The organism is Prauserella aidingensis, from assembly GCF_024171865.1.
Classification (GTDB): Bacteria; Actinomycetota; Actinomycetes; order Mycobacteriales; family Pseudonocardiaceae; genus Prauserella; species Prauserella aidingensis.
This window is the reverse complement of the sequence record NZ_JAMTCN010000005.1, coordinates 58,076-75,884: the sequence shown is the minus strand read 5'-3', so window position 1 is coordinate 75,884 and position 17,809 is coordinate 58,076. Positions and strand designations below refer to the sequence as shown.

The 17,809-nt window shown below is 71.1% G+C and carries 22 protein-coding genes and 1 riboswitch; of the genes, 11 read left to right on the top strand and 11 right to left on the bottom strand.

The window, feature by feature from the left end:
* Position 1 precedes the first annotated feature (1 nt).
* From LY13_RS07995 to purU, 8 genes are all read left to right on the top strand, one after another.
* Entirely contained in the window at positions 2–490 is a 489-nt protein-coding gene (locus LY13_RS07995) for a DUF2505 domain-containing protein (protein ID WP_253827667.1), read from the top strand.
* Positions 472–1,278: a class I SAM-dependent methyltransferase gene (locus LY13_RS07990; RefSeq protein ID WP_253827666.1), complete on the top strand. Its 807-nt coding sequence runs from the start codon at positions 472–474 to the stop codon at positions 1,276–1,278. Before LY13_RS07995 ends, LY13_RS07990 begins: the two co-directional genes overlap by 19 nt.
* A gap of 157 nt (positions 1,279–1,435) precedes the next feature.
* Complete coding sequence (locus LY13_RS07985; protein WP_253827665.1) at positions 1,436–2,071, top strand: maleylpyruvate isomerase N-terminal domain-containing protein; 636 nt, start codon at positions 1,436–1,438, stop codon at positions 2,069–2,071.
* A gap of 284 nt (positions 2,072–2,355) precedes the next feature.
* Positions 2,356–3,243 (top strand): GNAT family N-acetyltransferase, encoded by an 888-nt coding sequence (locus LY13_RS07980; protein WP_253827664.1) that lies wholly within the window; start codon positions 2,356–2,358, stop codon positions 3,241–3,243.
* An 89-nt stretch (positions 3,244–3,332) separates the two neighbouring features.
* Entirely contained in the window at positions 3,333–4,160 is an 828-nt protein-coding gene (locus LY13_RS07975) for a lysophospholipid acyltransferase family protein (RefSeq protein WP_253827663.1), read from the top strand.
* Positions 4,153–4,890 carry a DedA family protein gene (locus tag LY13_RS07970; protein ID WP_253827662.1) on the top strand — a complete coding sequence of 246 codons (738 nt, stop codon included), beginning with the start codon at positions 4,153–4,155 and terminating at the stop codon, positions 4,888–4,890. The genes LY13_RS07975 and LY13_RS07970 overlap by 8 nt, the downstream gene beginning before the upstream one ends.
* A complete protein-coding gene (locus LY13_RS07965; protein WP_308216290.1) occupies positions 4,880–5,617 on the top strand; it encodes a maleylpyruvate isomerase family mycothiol-dependent enzyme in 738 nt (245 codons plus the stop codon). Before LY13_RS07970 ends, LY13_RS07965 begins: the two co-directional genes overlap by 11 nt.
* A gap of 29 nt (positions 5,618–5,646) precedes the next feature.
* A complete protein-coding gene (purU, locus tag LY13_RS07960; protein WP_253827661.1) occupies positions 5,647–6,522 on the top strand; it encodes a formyltetrahydrofolate deformylase in 876 nt (291 codons plus the stop codon).
* Here purU and LY13_RS07955 read toward each other — a convergent pair.
* The 3 genes from LY13_RS07955 to LY13_RS07945 are packed head-to-tail and all read right to left on the bottom strand — an operon-like array spanning position 6,475 to position 9,634.
* Positions 6,475–7,350 (bottom strand): ABC transporter ATP-binding protein, encoded by an 876-nt coding sequence (locus tag LY13_RS07955; protein ID WP_253827660.1) that lies wholly within the window; start codon positions 7,348–7,350, stop codon positions 6,475–6,477. The genes purU and LY13_RS07955 overlap by 48 nt on opposite strands.
* Positions 7,347–8,471 carry a FecCD family ABC transporter permease gene (locus LY13_RS07950; RefSeq protein ID WP_372493789.1) on the bottom strand — a complete coding sequence of 375 codons (1,125 nt, stop codon included), beginning with the start codon at positions 8,469–8,471 and terminating at the stop codon, positions 7,347–7,349. Before LY13_RS07950 ends, LY13_RS07955 begins: the two co-directional genes overlap by 4 nt.
* Positions 8,468–9,634 carry a FecCD family ABC transporter permease gene (locus LY13_RS07945; RefSeq protein ID WP_253827659.1) on the bottom strand — a complete coding sequence of 389 codons (1,167 nt, stop codon included), beginning with the start codon at positions 9,632–9,634 and terminating at the stop codon, positions 8,468–8,470. Before LY13_RS07945 ends, LY13_RS07950 begins: the two co-directional genes overlap by 4 nt.
* 498 nt (positions 9,635–10,132) lie before the next feature.
* On the opposite strand from LY13_RS07945, the gene LY13_RS07940 reads away from it, so the two are divergent.
* Both LY13_RS07940 and LY13_RS07935 read left to right on the top strand, forming a co-directional pair.
* The gene (locus tag LY13_RS07940; protein ID WP_253827658.1) at positions 10,133–10,786 is read left to right on the top strand and encodes a LysE family transporter; all 654 of its coding nucleotides are present in this window, start codon (positions 10,133–10,135) and stop codon (positions 10,784–10,786) included.
* 8 nt (positions 10,787–10,794) lie between these two features.
* Positions 10,795–10,859: riboswitch (guanidine-III (ykkC-III) riboswitch) on the top strand.
* 14 nt (positions 10,860–10,873) lie between these two features.
* Positions 10,874–11,188: a DMT family transporter gene (locus LY13_RS07935; RefSeq protein WP_253827657.1), complete on the top strand. Its 315-nt coding sequence runs from the start codon at positions 10,874–10,876 to the stop codon at positions 11,186–11,188.
* 11 nt (positions 11,189–11,199) lie between these two features.
* On the opposite strand, the gene LY13_RS07930 is transcribed toward LY13_RS07935, so the two are convergent.
* Positions 11,200–11,391, bottom strand: coding sequence for an MbtH family protein (locus tag LY13_RS07930; protein ID WP_183646605.1), 192 nt, complete (start codon positions 11,389–11,391; stop codon positions 11,200–11,202).
* A gap of 52 nt (positions 11,392–11,443) precedes the next feature.
* A complete protein-coding gene (locus LY13_RS07925; protein WP_253827656.1) occupies positions 11,444–12,763 on the bottom strand; it encodes a lysine N(6)-hydroxylase/L-ornithine N(5)-oxygenase family protein in 1,320 nt (439 codons plus the stop codon).
* Positions 12,764–12,931: 168 nt separating this feature from the next.
* On the opposite strand from LY13_RS07925, the gene LY13_RS07920 reads away from it, so the two are divergent.
* Entirely contained in the window at positions 12,932–13,879 is a 948-nt protein-coding gene (locus tag LY13_RS07920; RefSeq protein WP_253827655.1) for a methionyl-tRNA formyltransferase, read from the top strand.
* Positions 13,880–13,982: 103 nt separating this feature from the next.
* Here LY13_RS07920 and LY13_RS07915 read toward each other — a convergent pair whose 3' ends face one another.
* The 6 genes from LY13_RS07915 to LY13_RS07890 all read right to left on the bottom strand — a co-directional run bounded on the left by LY13_RS07915 (position 13,983) and on the right by LY13_RS07890 (position 17,633).
* Positions 13,983–14,996 carry an NADP-dependent oxidoreductase gene (locus LY13_RS07915; RefSeq protein ID WP_253827654.1) on the bottom strand — a complete coding sequence of 338 codons (1,014 nt, stop codon included), beginning with the start codon at positions 14,994–14,996 and terminating at the stop codon, positions 13,983–13,985.
* Positions 14,993–15,433, bottom strand: a complete 441-nt coding sequence (locus LY13_RS07910; RefSeq protein WP_253827653.1) for an SRPBCC family protein — start codon at positions 15,431–15,433, stop codon at positions 14,993–14,995. The genes LY13_RS07915 and LY13_RS07910 overlap by 4 nt, the downstream gene beginning before the upstream one ends.
* Before the next feature lie 73 nt (positions 15,434–15,506).
* Complete coding sequence (locus tag LY13_RS07905) at positions 15,507–16,046, bottom strand: YbaK/EbsC family protein (protein ID WP_253827652.1); 540 nt, start codon at positions 16,044–16,046, stop codon at positions 15,507–15,509.
* A gap of 43 nt (positions 16,047–16,089) precedes the next feature.
* Positions 16,090–16,386 (bottom strand): DUF2516 family protein, encoded by a 297-nt coding sequence (locus LY13_RS07900; RefSeq protein WP_253827651.1) that lies wholly within the window; start codon positions 16,384–16,386, stop codon positions 16,090–16,092.
* 83 nt (positions 16,387–16,469) lie between these two features.
* Positions 16,470–17,234: a hypothetical protein gene (locus LY13_RS07895; protein ID WP_253827650.1), complete on the bottom strand. Its 765-nt coding sequence runs from the start codon at positions 17,232–17,234 to the stop codon at positions 16,470–16,472.
* Between the two features lie 6 nt (positions 17,235–17,240).
* Positions 17,241–17,633, bottom strand: a complete 393-nt coding sequence (locus LY13_RS07890; RefSeq protein WP_183650598.1) for a helix-turn-helix domain-containing protein — start codon at positions 17,631–17,633, stop codon at positions 17,241–17,243.
* Positions 17,634–17,809 lie beyond the last annotated feature (176 nt).

Sequence of the window (17,809 nt, the reverse complement as noted above, 5' to 3'; positions counted from 1 at the left end):
CATGGCTTCCCGTATCGAGCATCGGGCGACGTTCCCCGCCTCCGTCGCCGACGTCGTCGCCGCCCAGTCCGACGAGGCCGCGTTGCACGCGCGGCTGGCCGAGATCGGCGGCACCGGCGCCGCGCTCGAGGAGCACACGGTCGACGGCGACGAGGTGCGGTACACGCTGGTGCAGGGCGTGCCCGCGGACAAGCTGCCGTCGGTGGCGCAGAAGTTCGTGTCGGGCGACCTCATGGTGCGCAGGGAGCACGTCTGGCGCGGCGGCGAGGGCACGATCCGCGCGCAGGTCGACGGCATTCCGGGCGAGATCACCGGGACCGTGTCGGTGGAGCCGGACGGCGAGGCGGCCGCGCGGCAGGTCACGCGCGGCGAGGTGACGGTGAAGATCCCGCTGGTGGGCGGCAAGCTCGAAGGGCTGATCGCGGAGCAGGTCACCACGCTGCTCGAGCGGGAGGCCGACTTCACGACGTCGTGGCTCGCGCGCAGCTGAAGCGCGCCGAGCCGCTCGGCTCGCCGACCAGAGGAACCACCAACCCGAACCGCTTGCGGCGCATCGACCGCTGGCTGACCGCCGACCTCGGCGTCCGGCGTGCCCTGCGTTCGGAGTCCTCACCGCTGGTCGTCGACCTCGGCTACGGCGCATCGCCCGTCACGACAGTCGAGCTGGCCACGCGGTTGCGCGCGGCGGTGCCGGACGTGCGGGTGCTCGGACTGGAACTCGACCCGGAGCGAGTGGCCGCGGGCCAGGCGGCGGCGACACCGCCGGTACTGGACTTCCGGCGCGGCGGGTTCGAACTCGCCGGCGCCCGGCCCGCGGTGGTGCGGGCGTTCAACGTGCTGCGGCAGTACGACGAGTCGGACGTCGAACCGTCCTGGCGGGCGATGCTCGAGCGGATCATCCCCGGCGGCCTGCTCGTCGAGGGCACGTGCGACGAGATCGGCAGGGTGTGCACGTGGGCCACGGTGTCGCGTCGCGGGCCGGTGTCGCTGACGCTGTCGTGCCGAGTCGCCTCGTTGGAGCGTCCGTCCACTGTGGCGGAACGGTTGCCGAAGGCGTTGATACACCGCAATGTTCCGGGCGAGCGAGTCCACGAGTTCCTGTCGCGTGTGGACCGATGCTGGGCGACGGCGGCACCGTTCTCGGCGTACGGCCCGCGGGCGCGCTGGACCGAGACGGTACGCCTGCTGGCCGCGTCCGGCTGGCCGGTCCTGAACCGCCCGGCGCGCTGGCGCCTCGGCGAACTCACCGTCCCGTGGACGTCCGTCGCCCCACGCTGACCCCGCGTGTCCTGCACCGTTTCCGTACGCGTGTTGCGGTCTCCGGGGACCGTGTTGCGTTTCCAGGGGGTCGTGTTGCGGTCTCCGGGGACCGTGTTGCGCTTCCAGGGGATCGTGTTGCAGGTTCCGGGGCCCGGGAGGCCCCTACGATCGCCGCATGGACACCCGGGACCGCGCCTTCCTCGCCGCCGCACAGATCACGCTCGACCTCGTGGCGGACCCGGCCGTCGAACGAAACTGGGATGCCGACAGTTCTCTCGAGCGCATGACCGTCGGCATGCTCGCCTGCCACCTCGGCCGGCAACTCGTCCGTGCCGCCGAGGTTCTGCCCGTTCCCGCGACGGGCCCGCCGGTCGACGGGGCTGCGGACCACTACCGACGCGCGCCCTGGGTGCTGGCCGAGTCGCTCGACGACCCGGCGAACGACCGTACCCGCGACGAATCAGAGGCGGCTGCCGGATTCGACGCCATGGTGCGCAGGTGCCGAGAGGCGTTCGCCCGGGCCGACGTTCTGCTGCGCAGCGACCGAGCTCGAGCGGTCGTCACGATCCCGTGGCAGGGGTGGAGCCTTCGTCGCGACGATTTCCTGCTCACGCGCCTCGTGGAGATCGTCGTTCATGCCGACGATCTCGCATGCAGCGTTGACGTCGACACGCCGACCTTTCCCACGGAGGCGTTCGCACCGGTGCTCCATCTCCTGGCAGATCTGGCCACGGAACGCCATGGGCAGGCACGATTGATCAGTGCGTTGGCCCGCGCCGAACGCACACCGACGACCGTCAGTGCCTTCTGAGCGACCTCCGTACGCGTGTTGCGCTTTCCGGGGACCGTGTTGCGTTTTCCGGAGGCCGTGTTGCGGCCTCGGGGTGACGCGCCGTATGCCCGGACACGGGTGTCCGAACGCAGGACGCGCGCGGTGGAAAGGAGGCGGGCAGTGTGGTGGGGACAGCCCCACCACAGACGTCGGGGAACGCCCCTACATGTCCCTGATATCGAACGAACCACCTGGTCAACGACGTTTCGTCGGTGCTTTTCTCGTCCTGTACACACCCGAACGCCACAGGAACGGAGAGCGCCATGCCCGTGTTGTCGACCGCATCGACGCGGACCTACACGGCCCGCATCGCCGACAGCCGCGAGGAGATCCGCGCCGCGCAACGACTCCGCGCCACCGTGTTCGCCGGCGAACTCGGCGCCGACCTGACCACCACCCACGGCGTCAACCCGTCGCACCACCGTGACGCGAACCCGCAACACCGCCCCACGAACGCGCAACACCAGCCCCCGAACCCGCAACACGAGCCCCCAGATCCGCAACACGGCGACGCGAACGCAGAACACACGGTGCCGAGTGCAGGACACGCGGGGGTCGACGCGGACGCGTTCGACGAGCTGTGCGATCACCTCGTCGTCACCCACGAGCCGACCGGCGAACTCGTCGGCACGTACCGGATCCTGCCGCCGCACCGCTCTCCCGTCCCTTATTCGGCGACCGAGTTCGACCTCGCCGACCTGGCACCGCTCGCGGGCGACATCGTCGAGGCAGGCCGTTCGTGCGTGGCGCCTGCGCACCGCAACGGGTCCGTCATCACGCTGATGTGGTCGGCCCTCGCGCGGTACACGCTCCTCGCGGGCCACGGCCACCTGGGCGGCTGCGCGTCGGTGCCGCTCGGCGACGGCGGACACGCGGCGACGAGCGCCTGGCACCTCGCCTCCACCCGGCACGCCTCCCCCGCCGAGTACCGCGTACGCCCGCACCGGCCGTGGCTGCCGCCGCGCGCCTCCGACCGCCCGCGGTACGCCGACCTGCCCCCTCTGCTGCGCGGATACCTGCGCCTCGGCGCCTGGGTGTGCGGACCGCCCGCCCACGATCCGGATTTCGACGTCGCCGACTTCTACGTCCTGCTGCCACTCGCCGACGTCGACGACCGTTACCTGCGTTACCTCCTCGGAGACGACCGGTGAACGCAGGGGCCAACCCGTGGCGGGCAAGTTCACCGTGCACTCCCCGGTGCGTCACGCACCGGTTGCCGCCGGTGCGCACCATGGAGAGCGTGCGGCGAACCGTGGCCCTCGCGAAAGTCCTGACCAGCACGCTCCTCGACGACACCGACCACCACCGCGACATCGACCACCGGGGTGTCACCGACGTCCGGCACCGGGCCGCGGCCGCCCTCGACGCCCTGGGCGTCGCGCTCACCGCCACCGGCCCGCTCACCGTGAACCCGCAACACGAACCCCCGAATCCGCAACACGCGCCCCGGAGACCGCAACACGGCGCCCGGGAAGCGCAACACGGCGTGGGGACGCTCGTCGTGGCGAATCACGTGTCGTGGCTGGACATTCCGGCGCTGCTGACGCTCGAGCCGGTGCGGTTCCTGGCGAAACGTGAGGTCGCGGGCTGGCCGTTCGTCGGCGGGCAGGCGCGGCGGATGGGCACGCTGCTGCTCGACCGGTGGTCGCTGCGCGGGTTGCCCGCCTCGGTCGGCGCCGTCGCCGAACGACTCCGGGCGGGCGAGACGGTCGTCGTGTTCCCCGAGGCCACGACGTGGTGCAGCGCCCCGGGCGGACCGTTCCGCCGTGCGGTGTTCCAGGCGGCTCTCGACGCCGGCGCCCCGGTACGGCCGGTCACGCTGACGTACCGCCAGCGCGGCGAACCGTCGACGATCGCGGCGTTCGTCGGCGACGACGGACTGGCGGCGTCACTGGTCCGCGTCGTCAGGGCCCGCGAGCTCGAGGTCGACGTCGACGTCCACGACGCCCTCGGCCCGACCGGCGACCGCCGCACCCTCGCCCACCGCGCGCAGCACGCCGTCCAGGGAGACGCCGCGTCCCGCCCCGCGGCCACCACGCACGCCGACCACGGGGCCGCGCATGTTTGACCTCCTGCACGACATCACCACGCTGCTGCAGAGCCACCTCGACGAGCCGTGGCTGTGGCTGGTGGTGTTCGCGGTCGCGGGGCTGGATGCGCTGCTGCCGTTCATGCCGAGCGAGTCGACCGTGATCACGATGGCCGTTCTGCTGGGCACGTCCGACGTGCCGGCGTTGGCGGGACTGACCGTGGTCGCGGCGCTCGGCGCGTGGGCGGGCGACTGCGCGGGCCACGGGATCGGCCGCGGTCTCGGTCCGTTCGGCACGTCCCGCCTCCTGCGCAGCGAACGGGGCAGGCGGAACTACGCGTGGGCCCAGGGCCGGCTCCGGAGGCACGCCGTGCTGTTGATCGTCGCGGGCCGCTACTTCCCTGGGGGACGGGTCGCGTCGTCGTTGGCGACGGGCGGGCTGAGGTATCCGTTCGGCCGGTTCGCGGTCCTCGACCTGGCGGGCACGACGATCTGGGCGGCGTACTCGGTGCTGATCGGGGCGGCCGGCGCGGCGAGTTTCGCGGACGATCCGGTGGCGGGGCTGCTCGTGGCGTTCGCGCTGGGCCTGCTGATCTTGGGTTTCGTCGAGGGCGGCAGGCGGCTACTGTCGCGCCGTGAGCACCGAGCCGACGAATCCGGACCACAATCCGGACCGCAGCCCCAACCCGCAGAGCAGCCCCAGTCCACAGAGCAATTCCAGCCCGCAGAGCAGTCCCCGTGCGCGGACGAGTACCGACCTGCACGGTAACGACAGCCTGCTGAGCTACGAGGCGCTGCTGACGGCGTTCGACGAGCAGGGCGAGGCGTTGCGGGAGGCGGCGCTGACGGCGGGACCGGAGGCGACCGTGCCGACGTGTCCGGAATGGACTGTCGCACGTCTCGTCAGGCACGTCGCCGCGGTGCAGGCGTGGGTGCTGGCATGCGTCGCCGACCCGGACGGCAGTGAGGCACGCGGCGAACGCCCGCCGAAGGAGTGGGACGAGATCGTTCCCTGGTGGGACGGCAAGCGTGCGGAGCTGCGGCGCGCCTTCGACGCCGGTCCGGACACGCCCGCACAGATGCTGTTCCCGTTCTACGAGGCGAATCTCGACGCGTGGGCCCGACGGCAGGCGCACGAGGTCGCCATCCACCGCGTCGACGTGGAACTCGCCGGCGGCCAGGAGGTGACGACGTTCGACACGGCGTTCGCGGCCGACGGTGTGGACGAGGCGTTGTCGATGATCATCCACCGCAGGGGCGCGGACTGGTCGGCGGTCGAGGCGAGCGGCACGGTGCTCGTGCACGCCGAGGACGCCCGCAGGCTGTGGTCGTTGACGCTCGCGCCCGGGCAGCGGCCCGCGCTCGCGGCGCCTGCCGAACCCGACGTCACGCTCAGCGGTGACTCGGACGCCGTCTACAAGCGGCTGTGGCGCAGGCCCGCCGACGTGTCGATCACCGGCGAGGCCGAGCTGCTGGACCCACTCGAGACCCCCTGACCAGCGCGAACACCGGCGGCGGATAATGGGTGGCCGTGCCCGATACGCGTAAGTACGTCATCAAGTTCGGCTGCCCCGACCGCACGGGGATCATCGCCCGCATCTCGTCGTTCCTCGCCGAACTGGGCGGCTGGATCACCGATTCGGCCTATCACACCGACCCGGACACGGGATGGTTCTTCACCCGGCAGGTGGTGACGGCCGAGTCGATCCCGTTCGAGATCGACGAGCTGCGCGCGCGGTTCGCGGGTATCGCGCGGTCGCTGGGCGCGGAGGCCGACTGGAAGGTCCTCGACAGCGCCGAACGCAGGCGCGTGGTGATCCTCGTGTCGAAGGAGGGCCACTGCCTGTACGACCTGCTGGGGCGGGTCGCCTCCGGGGAGCTGGACGTCGACGTCGCCGCGGTGATCGGCAACCACGAGCACCTCGCCGACATCACGCGTGCGCACGGGATCCCGTTCCACCACGTGCCGTTCGGCACGGACGCGGAGTCGAAGTCCGAGGCGTTCGCGCAGGTGGCGCAGCTGGTCGACTCCCACGATCCGCACGCGGTGGTGTTGGCGCGGTTCATGCAGATCCTGCCGCCGGAGCTGTGCGAGGCGTGGGCGGGCCGGGCGATCAACATCCACCACAGCTTCCTGCCGTCGTTCGTCGGCGCGCGCCCGTACCACCAGGCGCACCAGCGCGGGGTGAAGCTCGTCGGCGCGACGTGCCACTACGTGACGGCCGACCTCGACGCGGGGCCGATCATCGAGCAGGACGTGATGCGGGTCGACCACACCGATTCGGTCGACGACCTGATCCGCAAGGGCCGCGACGTCGAGAAGGTCACGCTCTCGCGCGGCCTGCGGTGGCACCTAGAGGGTCGCGTCCTCGTGCACGGCAACCGGACCATGGTGCTGTGACGCCCGTGGCTCCAGCCCTTCCCGTGCCGCCGACTCGGACCGGGTGGTGCGGGCCGCGGGGACGATCATCGGCGTGCCGGTCTCGGGGTCGTCGATGACGCGGCACGACAGGCCGAACACGTCCTCGACGAGGTCGGCGGTGACGATCTCCGACGGCTCGCCCTGCGCGGCGACGACCCCGCCGGGACGCATGACGACGAGGTGCGTGGCGTAGCGGCACGCCTGGTTGAGGTCGTGCAGCACGGCGACGAGGGTGTGCTCGCCGTCGTCGTGGAGGTCGGCGCACAGGTCGAGGACCTCGAGCTGGTGGGCGATGTCGAGGAACGTCGTCGGCTCGTCGAGCAGCAGGATCGGCGTCTGCTGGGCCAGCACCATCGCCAGCCACACGCGTTGCCGTTGGCCGCCGGACAGTTCGTCGACGACCCGCTCGGCCAGTCCCGCGACACCGGTGAGCCGCATCGACTCGGCGACGACCGCCTCGTCCTCGGCCGACCACTGCCGGAGCACGCTCTGGTGCGGGTACCGGCCGCGGGCGACCAGGTCGCCGACGGTGATGCCGCCCGGCGCGGTCGACGACTGCGGCAGCAGGCCGAGCCGCTTGGCGACGTCCTTCGACCGCTGCGACGTGATCGCCTTGCCGTCGAGGTGCACCGCGCCCGCCTGGGGTTTCAGCATCCGTGCGAGTGCCTTGAGCAGCGTCGACTTGCCGCACGCGTTGGGGCCGATGATCACGGTGAACGACCCGTCGGGGATGTCGACGGACAGTCCCTTCGCGACGGTCGCCTGGTCGTAGGCGAGCGTGAGGTCCTCGGCGCGCAGCCTCGTCATGCGTACCTGCCCTTTCCGCGCCATTCCGACGCCAGCAGCCAGATCAAGTAGAGCCCGCCGACACAGCCCGTGGCCGTTCCGACGGGCAGTTGCGCCGCGGGGAACAGCTGCTGCACCAGCAGGTCTCCCGTGGCCAGCAGCAGTGCCCCGACGAGCGCGGTCGTCACCAGGCCGGGCGCCGACGCGCGCGTGAGCCTGCGGGTGAGCTGCGGTGCGGCGAGGGCGACGAACGTGATCGGACCCGCCGCGGCCACGGCGAACGCCGCGAGCAGCACGCTCACGCCGATCAGCACCGTCCGGTCGCGCCCCGTGCGCACGCCGAGCGCGCTCGCGGTGTCGTCGCCCAGTTCCATCATCGACAGCGACCGCGTCCGCGACAGCGCCACCGGCAGCAGCACGGCCAGGGTGACGGCGGCCGCGACGACGTGTTCCCAGCCGCGTGAGTTGACGCTGCCGACGAGCCACGCCTGCGCGGTGAGGGCGTCGTGCAGGCTCGCGCGCGTGATGAGGAACGAGTTCGCGGCGACGGCGAGCGCGTTGATGCCGATTCCCATCAGCACGAACCGCAGCCCGCTCACGCCGCGGTGGTAGGCGAGCACGTAGATCAGCAGCGCCGCGACGATGCCGCCGACCAGCGCGCCGAGCGAGACCTGCAGCATCGTGCCGCCCAGCACCGTGATGACGACGAGCGCACCGGTGGCCGCCGCGCTGGTGAACCCGATGACGTCGGGGCTGCCCAGCGAGTTGCGGGTGACGGTCTGCAGGATCCCGCCGCTCACGGCGAGCATCGCGCCCACGAGCACGGCCACCAGCAGTCGCGGCAGCATCAGCGTGTAGACGACGAAGTCACCCGTCTCGTCGCCGCGGCCCGCGAGGGAGGCGAGCACCTGGCCGAGGGTCAGTGAGTACTCGCCCGCGGTGAGCGTCACGATCATGACGGCGGCCAGCAGCACCGCGACGACGACGGCGACGGTGAGGGTGCGCGGCGCGAGGCGCAGCGACAGGCCGCCCGCACGGACGACGCGGCCGGTGACGGGCCCGGATCCTGCCCGCCGCGGACCGGAAGTCGTCGGTTCCGTGGCGTCGGGGGCTTCGGGGTCGGTGGTCGTCGGCGGGGTCACAGGGACGTCAGCTTTCGCTTGCGGCACAGGACGAGGAACACCGGCACACCGACGACCGCCGTGACGATGCCGACCTGGATCTCCGCGGGCGGTGCGACGACGCGGCCCACCAGGTCGGCTCCGACGAGCAGCACGGGCGCGAGCACTAGCGAGTACGGCAGCACCCAGCGCTGATCGGGTCCGGCGAGGAACCGGGCGACGTGCGGCACCGCGAGGCCGACGAACCCGATCGGCCCGACGGCGGCCGTGGCGGCACCGCACAGCAGGGTGATCGCGACGGCCCCGGCGATGCGGATGCGGTCCGGGTGAGCGCCCAGCGCGCGGCCGAGGTCGTCACCCATGGCGAGGGCGTTGAGCGGGCGCATCAGCAGCAGCGCCGCCACGACGCCGACGGCCATGAACGGCAGCACGGGCATCAGGACGTCGTAGTAGCGGCCGGACAGCGACCCGACCTGCCAGCGCCGGAACTCCTCGAACGCGTCCGGCGCCGTGAGCATGAGCCCGCTGTTGACGGCGAACAGCACCGCGGTGACGGCGGCACCGGCGACCACGAGCCGTTCGGGCGTGGCATTCCGCGCGCCCGCGCTGCCGAGCGCGTAGACGACGACGCTCGCGACGGCGGCTCCCGCGAACGCGAGCCACACGTAGCCGAGCACGGTCGTGATGCCCAGGTACGTCAGTGCCAGTGCGACACCGGTCGAGGCGCCCATCGTGATGCCGAGCAGGCCGGGGTCGGCGAGCGGGTTGCGGGTGAGCGCCTGCATGAGCGCGCCCGCGAGGCCGAGGCTCGCACCGACGAGCACGGCGAGGATCGTGCGCGGGATGCGGTACTCGTGGATCACCACGGACGCGTCCGATCCGTCGGCGTGCCACAGCAGGTCCCACGTCTGCAGGAAGGGAATGCCCTTCGACCCGAACCACACGCTCGCCAGCGCGAGAAGCACCAGCACCCCGGCCGCCACCAGCAACCCGACACCGCGTGCGACGGTCCCCCGTGCGGTCGGGCCACGGGTGGCCGCCCCGTCCGTGGGAGCCCCTCCTCCCGTGGTGGGACCCGCTCCGCCCGTGGTGGGGGCCGCTCCGCCCGTGGTGGGAGCGCTGCCGGCGGCGCGTGTGCCCGACGAGGTGCGGGCTCCGGGCTCGGCTCCGGCGGTCGACGACATAAGGTGAGGCTAACCAATCGGGTGACGCGCCACGACGTGTGTCTCCCCACGCAACGCCGTGTTGCGGATCCCGGGGCGCGTGTTGCGGATTCGGGAGCCCGTGTTGCGGATCCGGGGGTGCGTGTTGCGGATTCGGGGGTGCGTGTTGTGCATCCGGGGGCTCGAGCGCGCGTGCCTGCGCTCGGGCCGTTCCCGATGCCGGTTCCGGGGTCGGGGCCAGGACCGGGGTGGCCGGGGCCGGAGCCGGAACCGGGGTGGCCGGGGCCGGGACCGGGGACGGGGACGGGGCCGCGAAAATCCGTTGCACCGGACGGCAGCGGGCGTACAGGGTGCGCGCATGACCTGGCCACGTACCGCGTTCCGCCCGGCATTTCCCGACGGTGTCCCCGTCGGCGGCCTCCCGCGCCACGGTGTGCCCGCCGACGACGTGCCGTGCGCGCGAGGCGTCGTGGCGCAGCGACAGCGGCAGCACGACGGGAGGTCGACCGCCACGCGACGATGACCGGCGGTTCCGCTGTGGGCGGGGCACTGCTGGCCGGCCTCGCCGCGGGATACGGCATCGCGATCCCCGTCGGCGCGGTCGGCGCGTACCTGGTCACCCTCGCGGCCCACAGCCGACGGCGCGTCGCGGTGGCGGCGGCTCTCGGGGTCGCGACCGCGGACGGCGGATACGCGTTGCTGGCCGTGGTGGGCGGGCGCGCCGTGGCGGACGTCCTACAGCCCGTGGCGACACCGCTGCGGTGGACGTCCGCGGTGGTGCTGGTGGTGATCGCCGGGGTGATCGGGGGCTCGGCGATCGCCGCACACCGGCGGCACGCGGACGGGCGCCCGGCCGAACCGCTGCGCGGCACACCGGCGACGCCCGGGCACGCCTACCTGGCGCTCCTGGCACTCACCGGCCTCAACCCGACGACGGTCACCTACTTCACGGCACTGATCCTCGGCGACGGCGCCGACCTCGACGGGCCTGCCCGGTCGGCGGTGTTCGTCGTCGCGGCGTTCGCGGCGTCGGCGAGCTGGCAGCTGACGCTGGCGTCCGCCGGTTCGGCGCTGGGGCGGAGGGTCTCCGGTCCACGCGGGCGTCTGGGCACCGCTGTGGTGTCGAGCACCATGGTGATCGGGATCGCTGCCATGACGGCCGCGAATCTGTAGAACCGGATGCAGAACCCGAATCAGGGTTCCCGGACGAGGGAGCCGTACCCGGAAGCGCGACAAGACGGCCGTCGAAAGGGGCCTGTCATGTCGTGGCTGATCCTGGTCGTGTCGGGACTGTTCGAAGCCGTCTGGGCGACCGCGCTGGGCAAGACCGCCGGGTTCACGAGACTGTGGCCGTCGGTGGTGTTCTTCGCCGGGTTGGCGGTGAGCATGGGCGGACTCGCGTACGCGATGCGGGACCTGCCGACCGGCACGTCGTACGCGGTGTGGGTGGCGGTCGGTGCCGTCGGCACGGTGGTCTACGCCATGGCGACCGGCGACGAGACGATCTCCCCGCTGAAGGTGCTGTTCCTCGTCGGCATCATCGGCTGCGTCGTGGGCCTGAAGGCCGTGAGCTGACGGGCACCGAACTAGCGAATGCTCGCGGGGCGCAGGTCGGTCCACTCGGCGTCGACGTAACGCAGGCAGGCCTCGCGGGTGTCCTCGCCGAACACCACGCGCCAGCCTGCGGGAACGTCCACGAACGACGGCCACAGCGAATGCTGCTCCTCGTCGTTGACCAGCACGTAGAACCGGCCTTCGTCGTCCTCGAACGGGTTCATCGGTGACTCCTCATCGTCGGTGGGCGGTTCTCGGTCGCCGCTGCGTCGATCCTCATGCCTCGCACCCGCTGACGGCGAACTCGGCCGCCACCTGCGAGTGACGGCGCTGCACCACGGAGTCGAGGATCTCACCGGAGCGGATCGCGTTGTTCGACAGCAGCGACGACGTGATGCCGTGGGTGTGCTCGGTGGCGCCGCCCTGCAGGTAGACGCCCGCCGACAGGGCGGCGCCGTGCACGCGGTAGTCGCGCTCGACGCGCGGCCTGCCGTGGGCGTCCCGCGTGACGTGGGGTGCGAGTCCGTCGAGCTGGGTGTCGACGTCGGCGGGCCGGTAGCCGGTGGCGTACACGACGACGTCGGCGTCGAGCACCGATTTCTCCCCGGTGCTGAGCGATTCCACGGTCGTCCGCACGCCGTCGGCGGTCTCGACCACGTCGGTCGCGCGGGAAGCGTGGAAGAACCGCAGCCGCTCCCTGCCGAGCACCCGCTCCCGGTACAACCGCCGGTACAGGTCCTCGATGAGCTCCAGGTCGACGACCGAGTAGTTCGTGTTGGCGTGGTAGTCCATCAACCGGTCCTTGACGTCCTGCGGTGCGTCGTAGAACTCGTCGACGGACGCCGGGTCGAAGATCCGGTTGGCGAGCGGGCTGTCGTCGGACGGGCTGTAGCCGAACCGCGAGAACACCGCGCACACCTCGGCGTCGGGGAACGTCGAGTGCAGGTGGGCGGTCACCTCGGCCGCGCTCTGACCCGCGCCGACGACGACGAATCGCCGCGCGTCGGCGGGCACGGACGGTGTCCGGTGCAGCAGTTCGCTGTTGTGCCAGACGCGGTCCGACAGTTCGGCGCCGTCGGGCACCCGCGGGCGCAGTCCCGTCGCCAGCACGACGTTGCGCGCCCGCTGCACCGTTCCGCACGCGGAGCGCACGTCGACGTAGGCGATCTCGTCGCCGTCGAACACGGGCTCGACGGCGACGACCTCGCGGCCGTAGGAGACCATGTCGGCGACCCGCGCCGCGCACCATTCGAAGTAGTCGTGGAACTCCGCCCGCAGCGGGAACAGCGTCTTGTGGTTGACGAACTCGACGAGCCGTCCGCGTTCGTGCACATAGGACAGGAAGCTGAACCGGCTCGTGGGATTGCGCAGCGTGACGAGGTCTTTGAGGAACGACACCTGCATGGTGGCGTCGTCGATGAGCATGCCGCGGTGCCAGCCGAACGAGGCCTGCTTCTCGACGAAGTGTGCCGCGACCGGCTCGGCGGCGGTCTCGTTGTACTCGGCCACGGCGAGGGCCAGAGCCAGGTTCGACGGCCCGAAGCCCACCCCGATCAGGTCGTACACCGGTACATCGCCTGCGAGCCCCTGTGTCATACCAGTCCTATCGCCGAGACAGTCGGACAGAGGCTACCCTAACCTAACTAAGGTCCACCTCAGTTAGACCTTTCGAGGGTGATCCTCGACTCCGCGACAAGGCCTTGCCACATTAGGTAAGCCTTGCTTCACTGGGCGCGTTTCGCCCACGACGTTTACGGAGGACCGATGCGGGTCGTCATGTTCGGCTACCAGACGTGGGGGCATCGCACCCTGCGTGCGCTGCTCGATTCGGAGCACGTGGAGGTGGCGATGGTCGTCACGCATCCGAAGTCCGAACACGCCTACGAGCGCATCCTGGCCGACTCGGTCGAGGACCTCGCCGTCGACAACGGCGTCGAGGCGGTCCTGGCGCACCGGCCCGACGCGGAGCTCGTCGAGAAACTCCGGGCGGTCGAGCCCGACCTGATCGTCGCCAACAACTGGCGCACCTGGCTGCCGCCGGAGATCTACAACCTCCCGACCCACGGCACGCTCAACGTCCACGACTCGCTGCTGCCCGCCTACGCCGGGTTCTCCCCGATCATCTGGGCGCTCATCAACGGCGAACCCGAGGTCGGCGTGACCGCCCACATGATGAACGAGGAGCTCGACGCCGGTCCGATCGTCGGCCAGAAGTCCGTGGCGGTCGGCCCGCGCGACACCGCGATCGACCTGGTCCACGCCACTGTCGACCTGATTGAACCCCTCGTGTCCGAGGCACTGGAGTTCATCGCCGCGGGCCGCACCGACTGGACCCCGCAGGACCGGTCGAAGGCCAGCTTCTTCCACAAGCGCTCGCTCGAGGACAGCCGCATCGACTGGACGTGGCCCGCCGAGGACCTCGACCGGCTCGTGCGCGCGCTGGCCGACCCCTATCCGAACGCGTACACGTTCCACAAGGGAGAGCGGATCCGCATCATCGAGGCGTCCGTGTCGGACGGCACGTACGGCGGCACCCCGGGACGCATCTTCTACCCCGAGGGCAAGGGCGTCGTGATCGTCGCCGGCGCCGACGCGCGCTTCGGCCGGAACCGCGGGCTGCGCATCGAACGCGTGCGCACCGAGGACGGCACCGAGTACGCGGGCACGGAGTACTTCACGACGATGGGCGGCTACCTGACCTCGCACCCGTGAGGTGACGGTCGGTGACGCTCCGCCGAGACGCGCCGCCGGTTCGCGGCTCCGGAAGGCTCGCGAACCGGCGGCGACCACTGTCATCGAACCGGCGTCGGAACACCTACACGCGGACGAGCATCTTGCCCGTGTTGGAACCGGCGAGTAGATCGAGGAACGCCTGCGGCGCGCTGCGGACGCCGTCGACGACGGTCTCGCTGTAGCGGATCGAGCCGTCGCCCACCAGCGGTGCGACCTCCTCGACGAAACGCGGCCGCGCGTCGAGATGGTCGCCGACGAGCATGCCGCGCATCGTGATCCGCTTGGCGATGAACTGCACCAGGTTGCGCGGTCCCGGCTGCGGTTCGGTCGCGTTGTACTGCGAGATCATCCCGCAGATCGCGATCCGGCCGCCGAGGTTCATCGATCCGATGGCGGCCTCGAGGTGCTCCCCGCCGACGTTGTCGAAGTAGACGTCGACACCGTCCGGCGCGGCGGCCTCCAACTGGTCGGCGACGGGCCCGTCCTTGTAGTTGAACGCGGCGTCGAACCCGAGTTCCTCGGTCAGCCACCGCACCTTCTCGGCGGATCCGGCGCTGCCGATCACGCGCGACGCACCGCGCAGTTTCGCCAGTTGGCCGACCATCGACCCGACCGCGCCCGCGGCGCCCGACACGAACACCGTGTCATCCTCGGCGAACCGCGCCACGTCGAACAGTCCCGCGTACGCGGTCAGTCCGGGCATGCCGAGCACACCGAGGTACGCCGGTGCGGGCGCGGCCGTGACGTCGATCTTCGCGGCATTGTCGGTGTCGACGACCGCATGGCTGCGCCAGCCAAGCTGGTGCAGCACCGTGTCGCCGGCCGCGAGGCCGTCGACGTTCGACTCCACGACCTCACCGACGGCGCCGCCGGTCATCGCCTCGCCCACCTCGTAGGGCGCGGCGTACGACTTCGCCGAGCTCATCCGGCCGCGCATGTACGGGTCGACCGACAGCCACGTGTTGCGCACCAGCGCCTGGCCGGGGCCGGGCTGCGGGACGTCGACGTCGGCGATCTCGAAGTTCGCCATCGTCGGCTCGCCGTGCGGCCGCTCGGCGAGGCGGATCTCCACCGCCTTGTCTCCGGTCCCCGTCATGCCGTGGCCACCTTCTCCAGGTTGTCGAGCACGCCGTCGTAGATGCGCTTGAGCCCGCCGGGCGCGAACGTCTTCTCGAAGAAGCCGCCGATGCCGCCCGCACCCTGCCACGTCGTCTCGATGCGCACGGTCGACTTGTCGCCCGCCTCGGTGACGGTCCAGGTGGTGACCATGCTCGAGTTGGCGTCGGTCTCCACGATCGTGCCGGGTTTCGGTTCGGTGACCGTGGCGGCGACGTCCCGCACCCGCTTGGACGTGGCCTGCAACTTCCAGGTCGCGACCGTGCCGGCGCCGGTGCCGCCTTCGGTGACGGCGTAGTCGCGGTAGGCGTCGGTGAGGATCTTCGGCCTGGTCTCGGCGTAGTCGGCGACGAGCGTGCGCACCGTGTCGGCGGGCGCGTCGATCGTCCGCTCGGCGGTGGCGGTGACCTGTCCCATGTGCTCTCCCTGTCGATCGTGTGGCGGGTCGGCGGCGGCCGAGCACGGGCCCGGCAACCGCGCGAGCCCGGTACTACTTGGCGAGACCCTCGACGACCTCGGCGCCCGGCAGCTCAGCGAGTGCCGTCCCGGTGACGAGCAGCTTGCTGCCCCGGATGCCGCTGCCCACGACGAGTTCCGGCGCGCGGGCGACCGCCGCGTCGACGAGGACAGGCCAGTCCGACGGCAGGCCGATCGGCGTGATGCCGCCGTAGGCCATGTTCGTCAGCTCGACGGCCTCGTCCATCGGTGCGAACGACACCTTGCGCACGTCCAGCTGCTTGCGGATGACGTTGTTGACGTCGGCACGGGTCGTCGCGAGCACGAGCGCGGCGGCGTAGCGCACCGCGCCCCCGCGCTTGCCCGCGACGACGACGCAGTTGGCGGAAGCGTCGAGCGGTGACGAGTACGCCTCGCAGAACGCAGCGGTGTCGGCCAGGTCCGGGTCGATCTCGGCGATGCCGACCGGCGCCTTGACGGAGTCGAGCGCGGCTGCGACCGGTTCGGCCATGAGGTCGGGACGCTCGGCTGCCGCCTGCACGGCCAGCGTCCCCGCGATGTTCCAGTCGTTCACGTCGCCACCGTAGGTCACCGCGTCGGCGGCGGCGTCCGGCACGTCACCAGGAGGAGCCGCCGCGCTGAACCTCGATCAGCTTCGGGCGTACGTCCACGAGGTAGACCAGCGCCGCGACGATGCCCGCCAGCCAGAAGATGAGCCCGGCGCCGTAGAAGTTGAACAGCAGCATCGCAAGGGTCGCACCACCCGTGATGCCCAGCCATATCGGCTTCGTGTGCCGGTCGGCTGCGGTGTAGGCGTCGGAACGCTGGGTCAGCGCGTGCACGAAGGCGACCAGGCCGGCGAGCGTGCCTGCCCAGTCGATGACGAACACGATCCAGTACGCGAGATACGGCACGCCACACAGCGTACGTCAGACGCCGAACGGAGTTCGGGCTCCGGTTGCGGAAATAACCGGAGCCCGAACCACAGGAGGTCAGCTCACTTGTCGGTCTTCGAGCCGGTGTTGCTGCTCGTCGAGCCGGTGGACTTCTTCGCGGCGCTGGTGGTGCGGCGCGTGGTGGTCGACTTCGTGGTCGACGTGGTGGTCGAGGACTTGGCGGAGGTCTTCGGCTTGGCCGGCGTCATGGCCTCCTCGACGGTCTCCTCGGCCTTCTCGGCGGCACCGGAGATCTTCTCCGCGGTCGCCTCGACGACCTCGCCCGCCTCGTCGCCCGCGCCGCGCACCGTGGACGTCACCTTCGAGACGACCCCGTCGATGCCCTTGCGCACGTCGGCGGTGGCACCGTCGACCCGCACCTGCACGGTCTGGAAGGTCTCGCCGAGCTGGTCGGTGGCCTTCTTGAACTGCGGCTGCGCGAGCAGCTTGTCCCAGGCCTCCTCACCGGACTCGGCGAGCCGGTGGTACAGCTTCAGCGCGGCTTCGGTGTACTCGTCGAGCAGCTTGCGCAGCTCGGCCGGGTCCAGCTTCTCGCGGAGACCCTCGAGCTCCGACGGCAGCTCCTCGATGTTCTTCTTCGCGTCCTCGAAGCCCTTCTTGGCGTCCTCGACGCTCTTGCGCACGGCGTCACCGCCGTCGGAGTAGCGCTCCTTGGCCTTGGCCAGCGCGTCGTTGACGGCCTGGCTCGCGAGGTTGCCCGCGCCCAGCGCGGCGAGCAGCGGGGTCTTGATCTGGTCGACGGGAGTCCTGGCGTCGTCGGCCTTGGTGGTCTGGGAAGTCTCGGTCTTGGCGGTCTCGGTAGCCATGGCGGCTCACTCCTCGGCGTGCGGCTGTTCGGGTTCGGTTCCGGGCGTGCTCTCTTCGCGGTTCTGCCTGCGGAACGACTCGTAGACGTCGAGCAGAACCGTCTTCTGGCGCTCGGACAGCTCGGTGTCGGCGCGGATCGCGTCGAGGACCGGCCCCCCGTCCGGCAGGTCGAGAATTCCGGCCTGCACGTAGAGCGCCTCCGCCGAGATTCGCAACCCCTTGGCGATCTGCTGCAGGATCTCCGCGCTGGGCTTACGGACCCCGCGTTCGATCTGACTCAGATAGGGGTTGGAAACACCGGCCAGTTTGGACAGCTGCCGCAGGGAGATCTTGGCGCTGCTCCGCTGCTGGCGGATGTACGACCCGATGTCCCGGCCGAGGTCGGCCATTCTGTCCATCGGTCCGGCCGCGTCGTCATCGCCCGCACCGGCGCCGGGCCGGTCGTCGCGGTCGCCGTCGAGGCCGTCGTCACGACCCCCGACACCGTCCGACTCGCCCGTCACGCCCGCACCTCCTTGCGACGTCTCCCACGGTAACCACGGGTGCTAGCTATTGCAAGCACTCTGCTTGCACC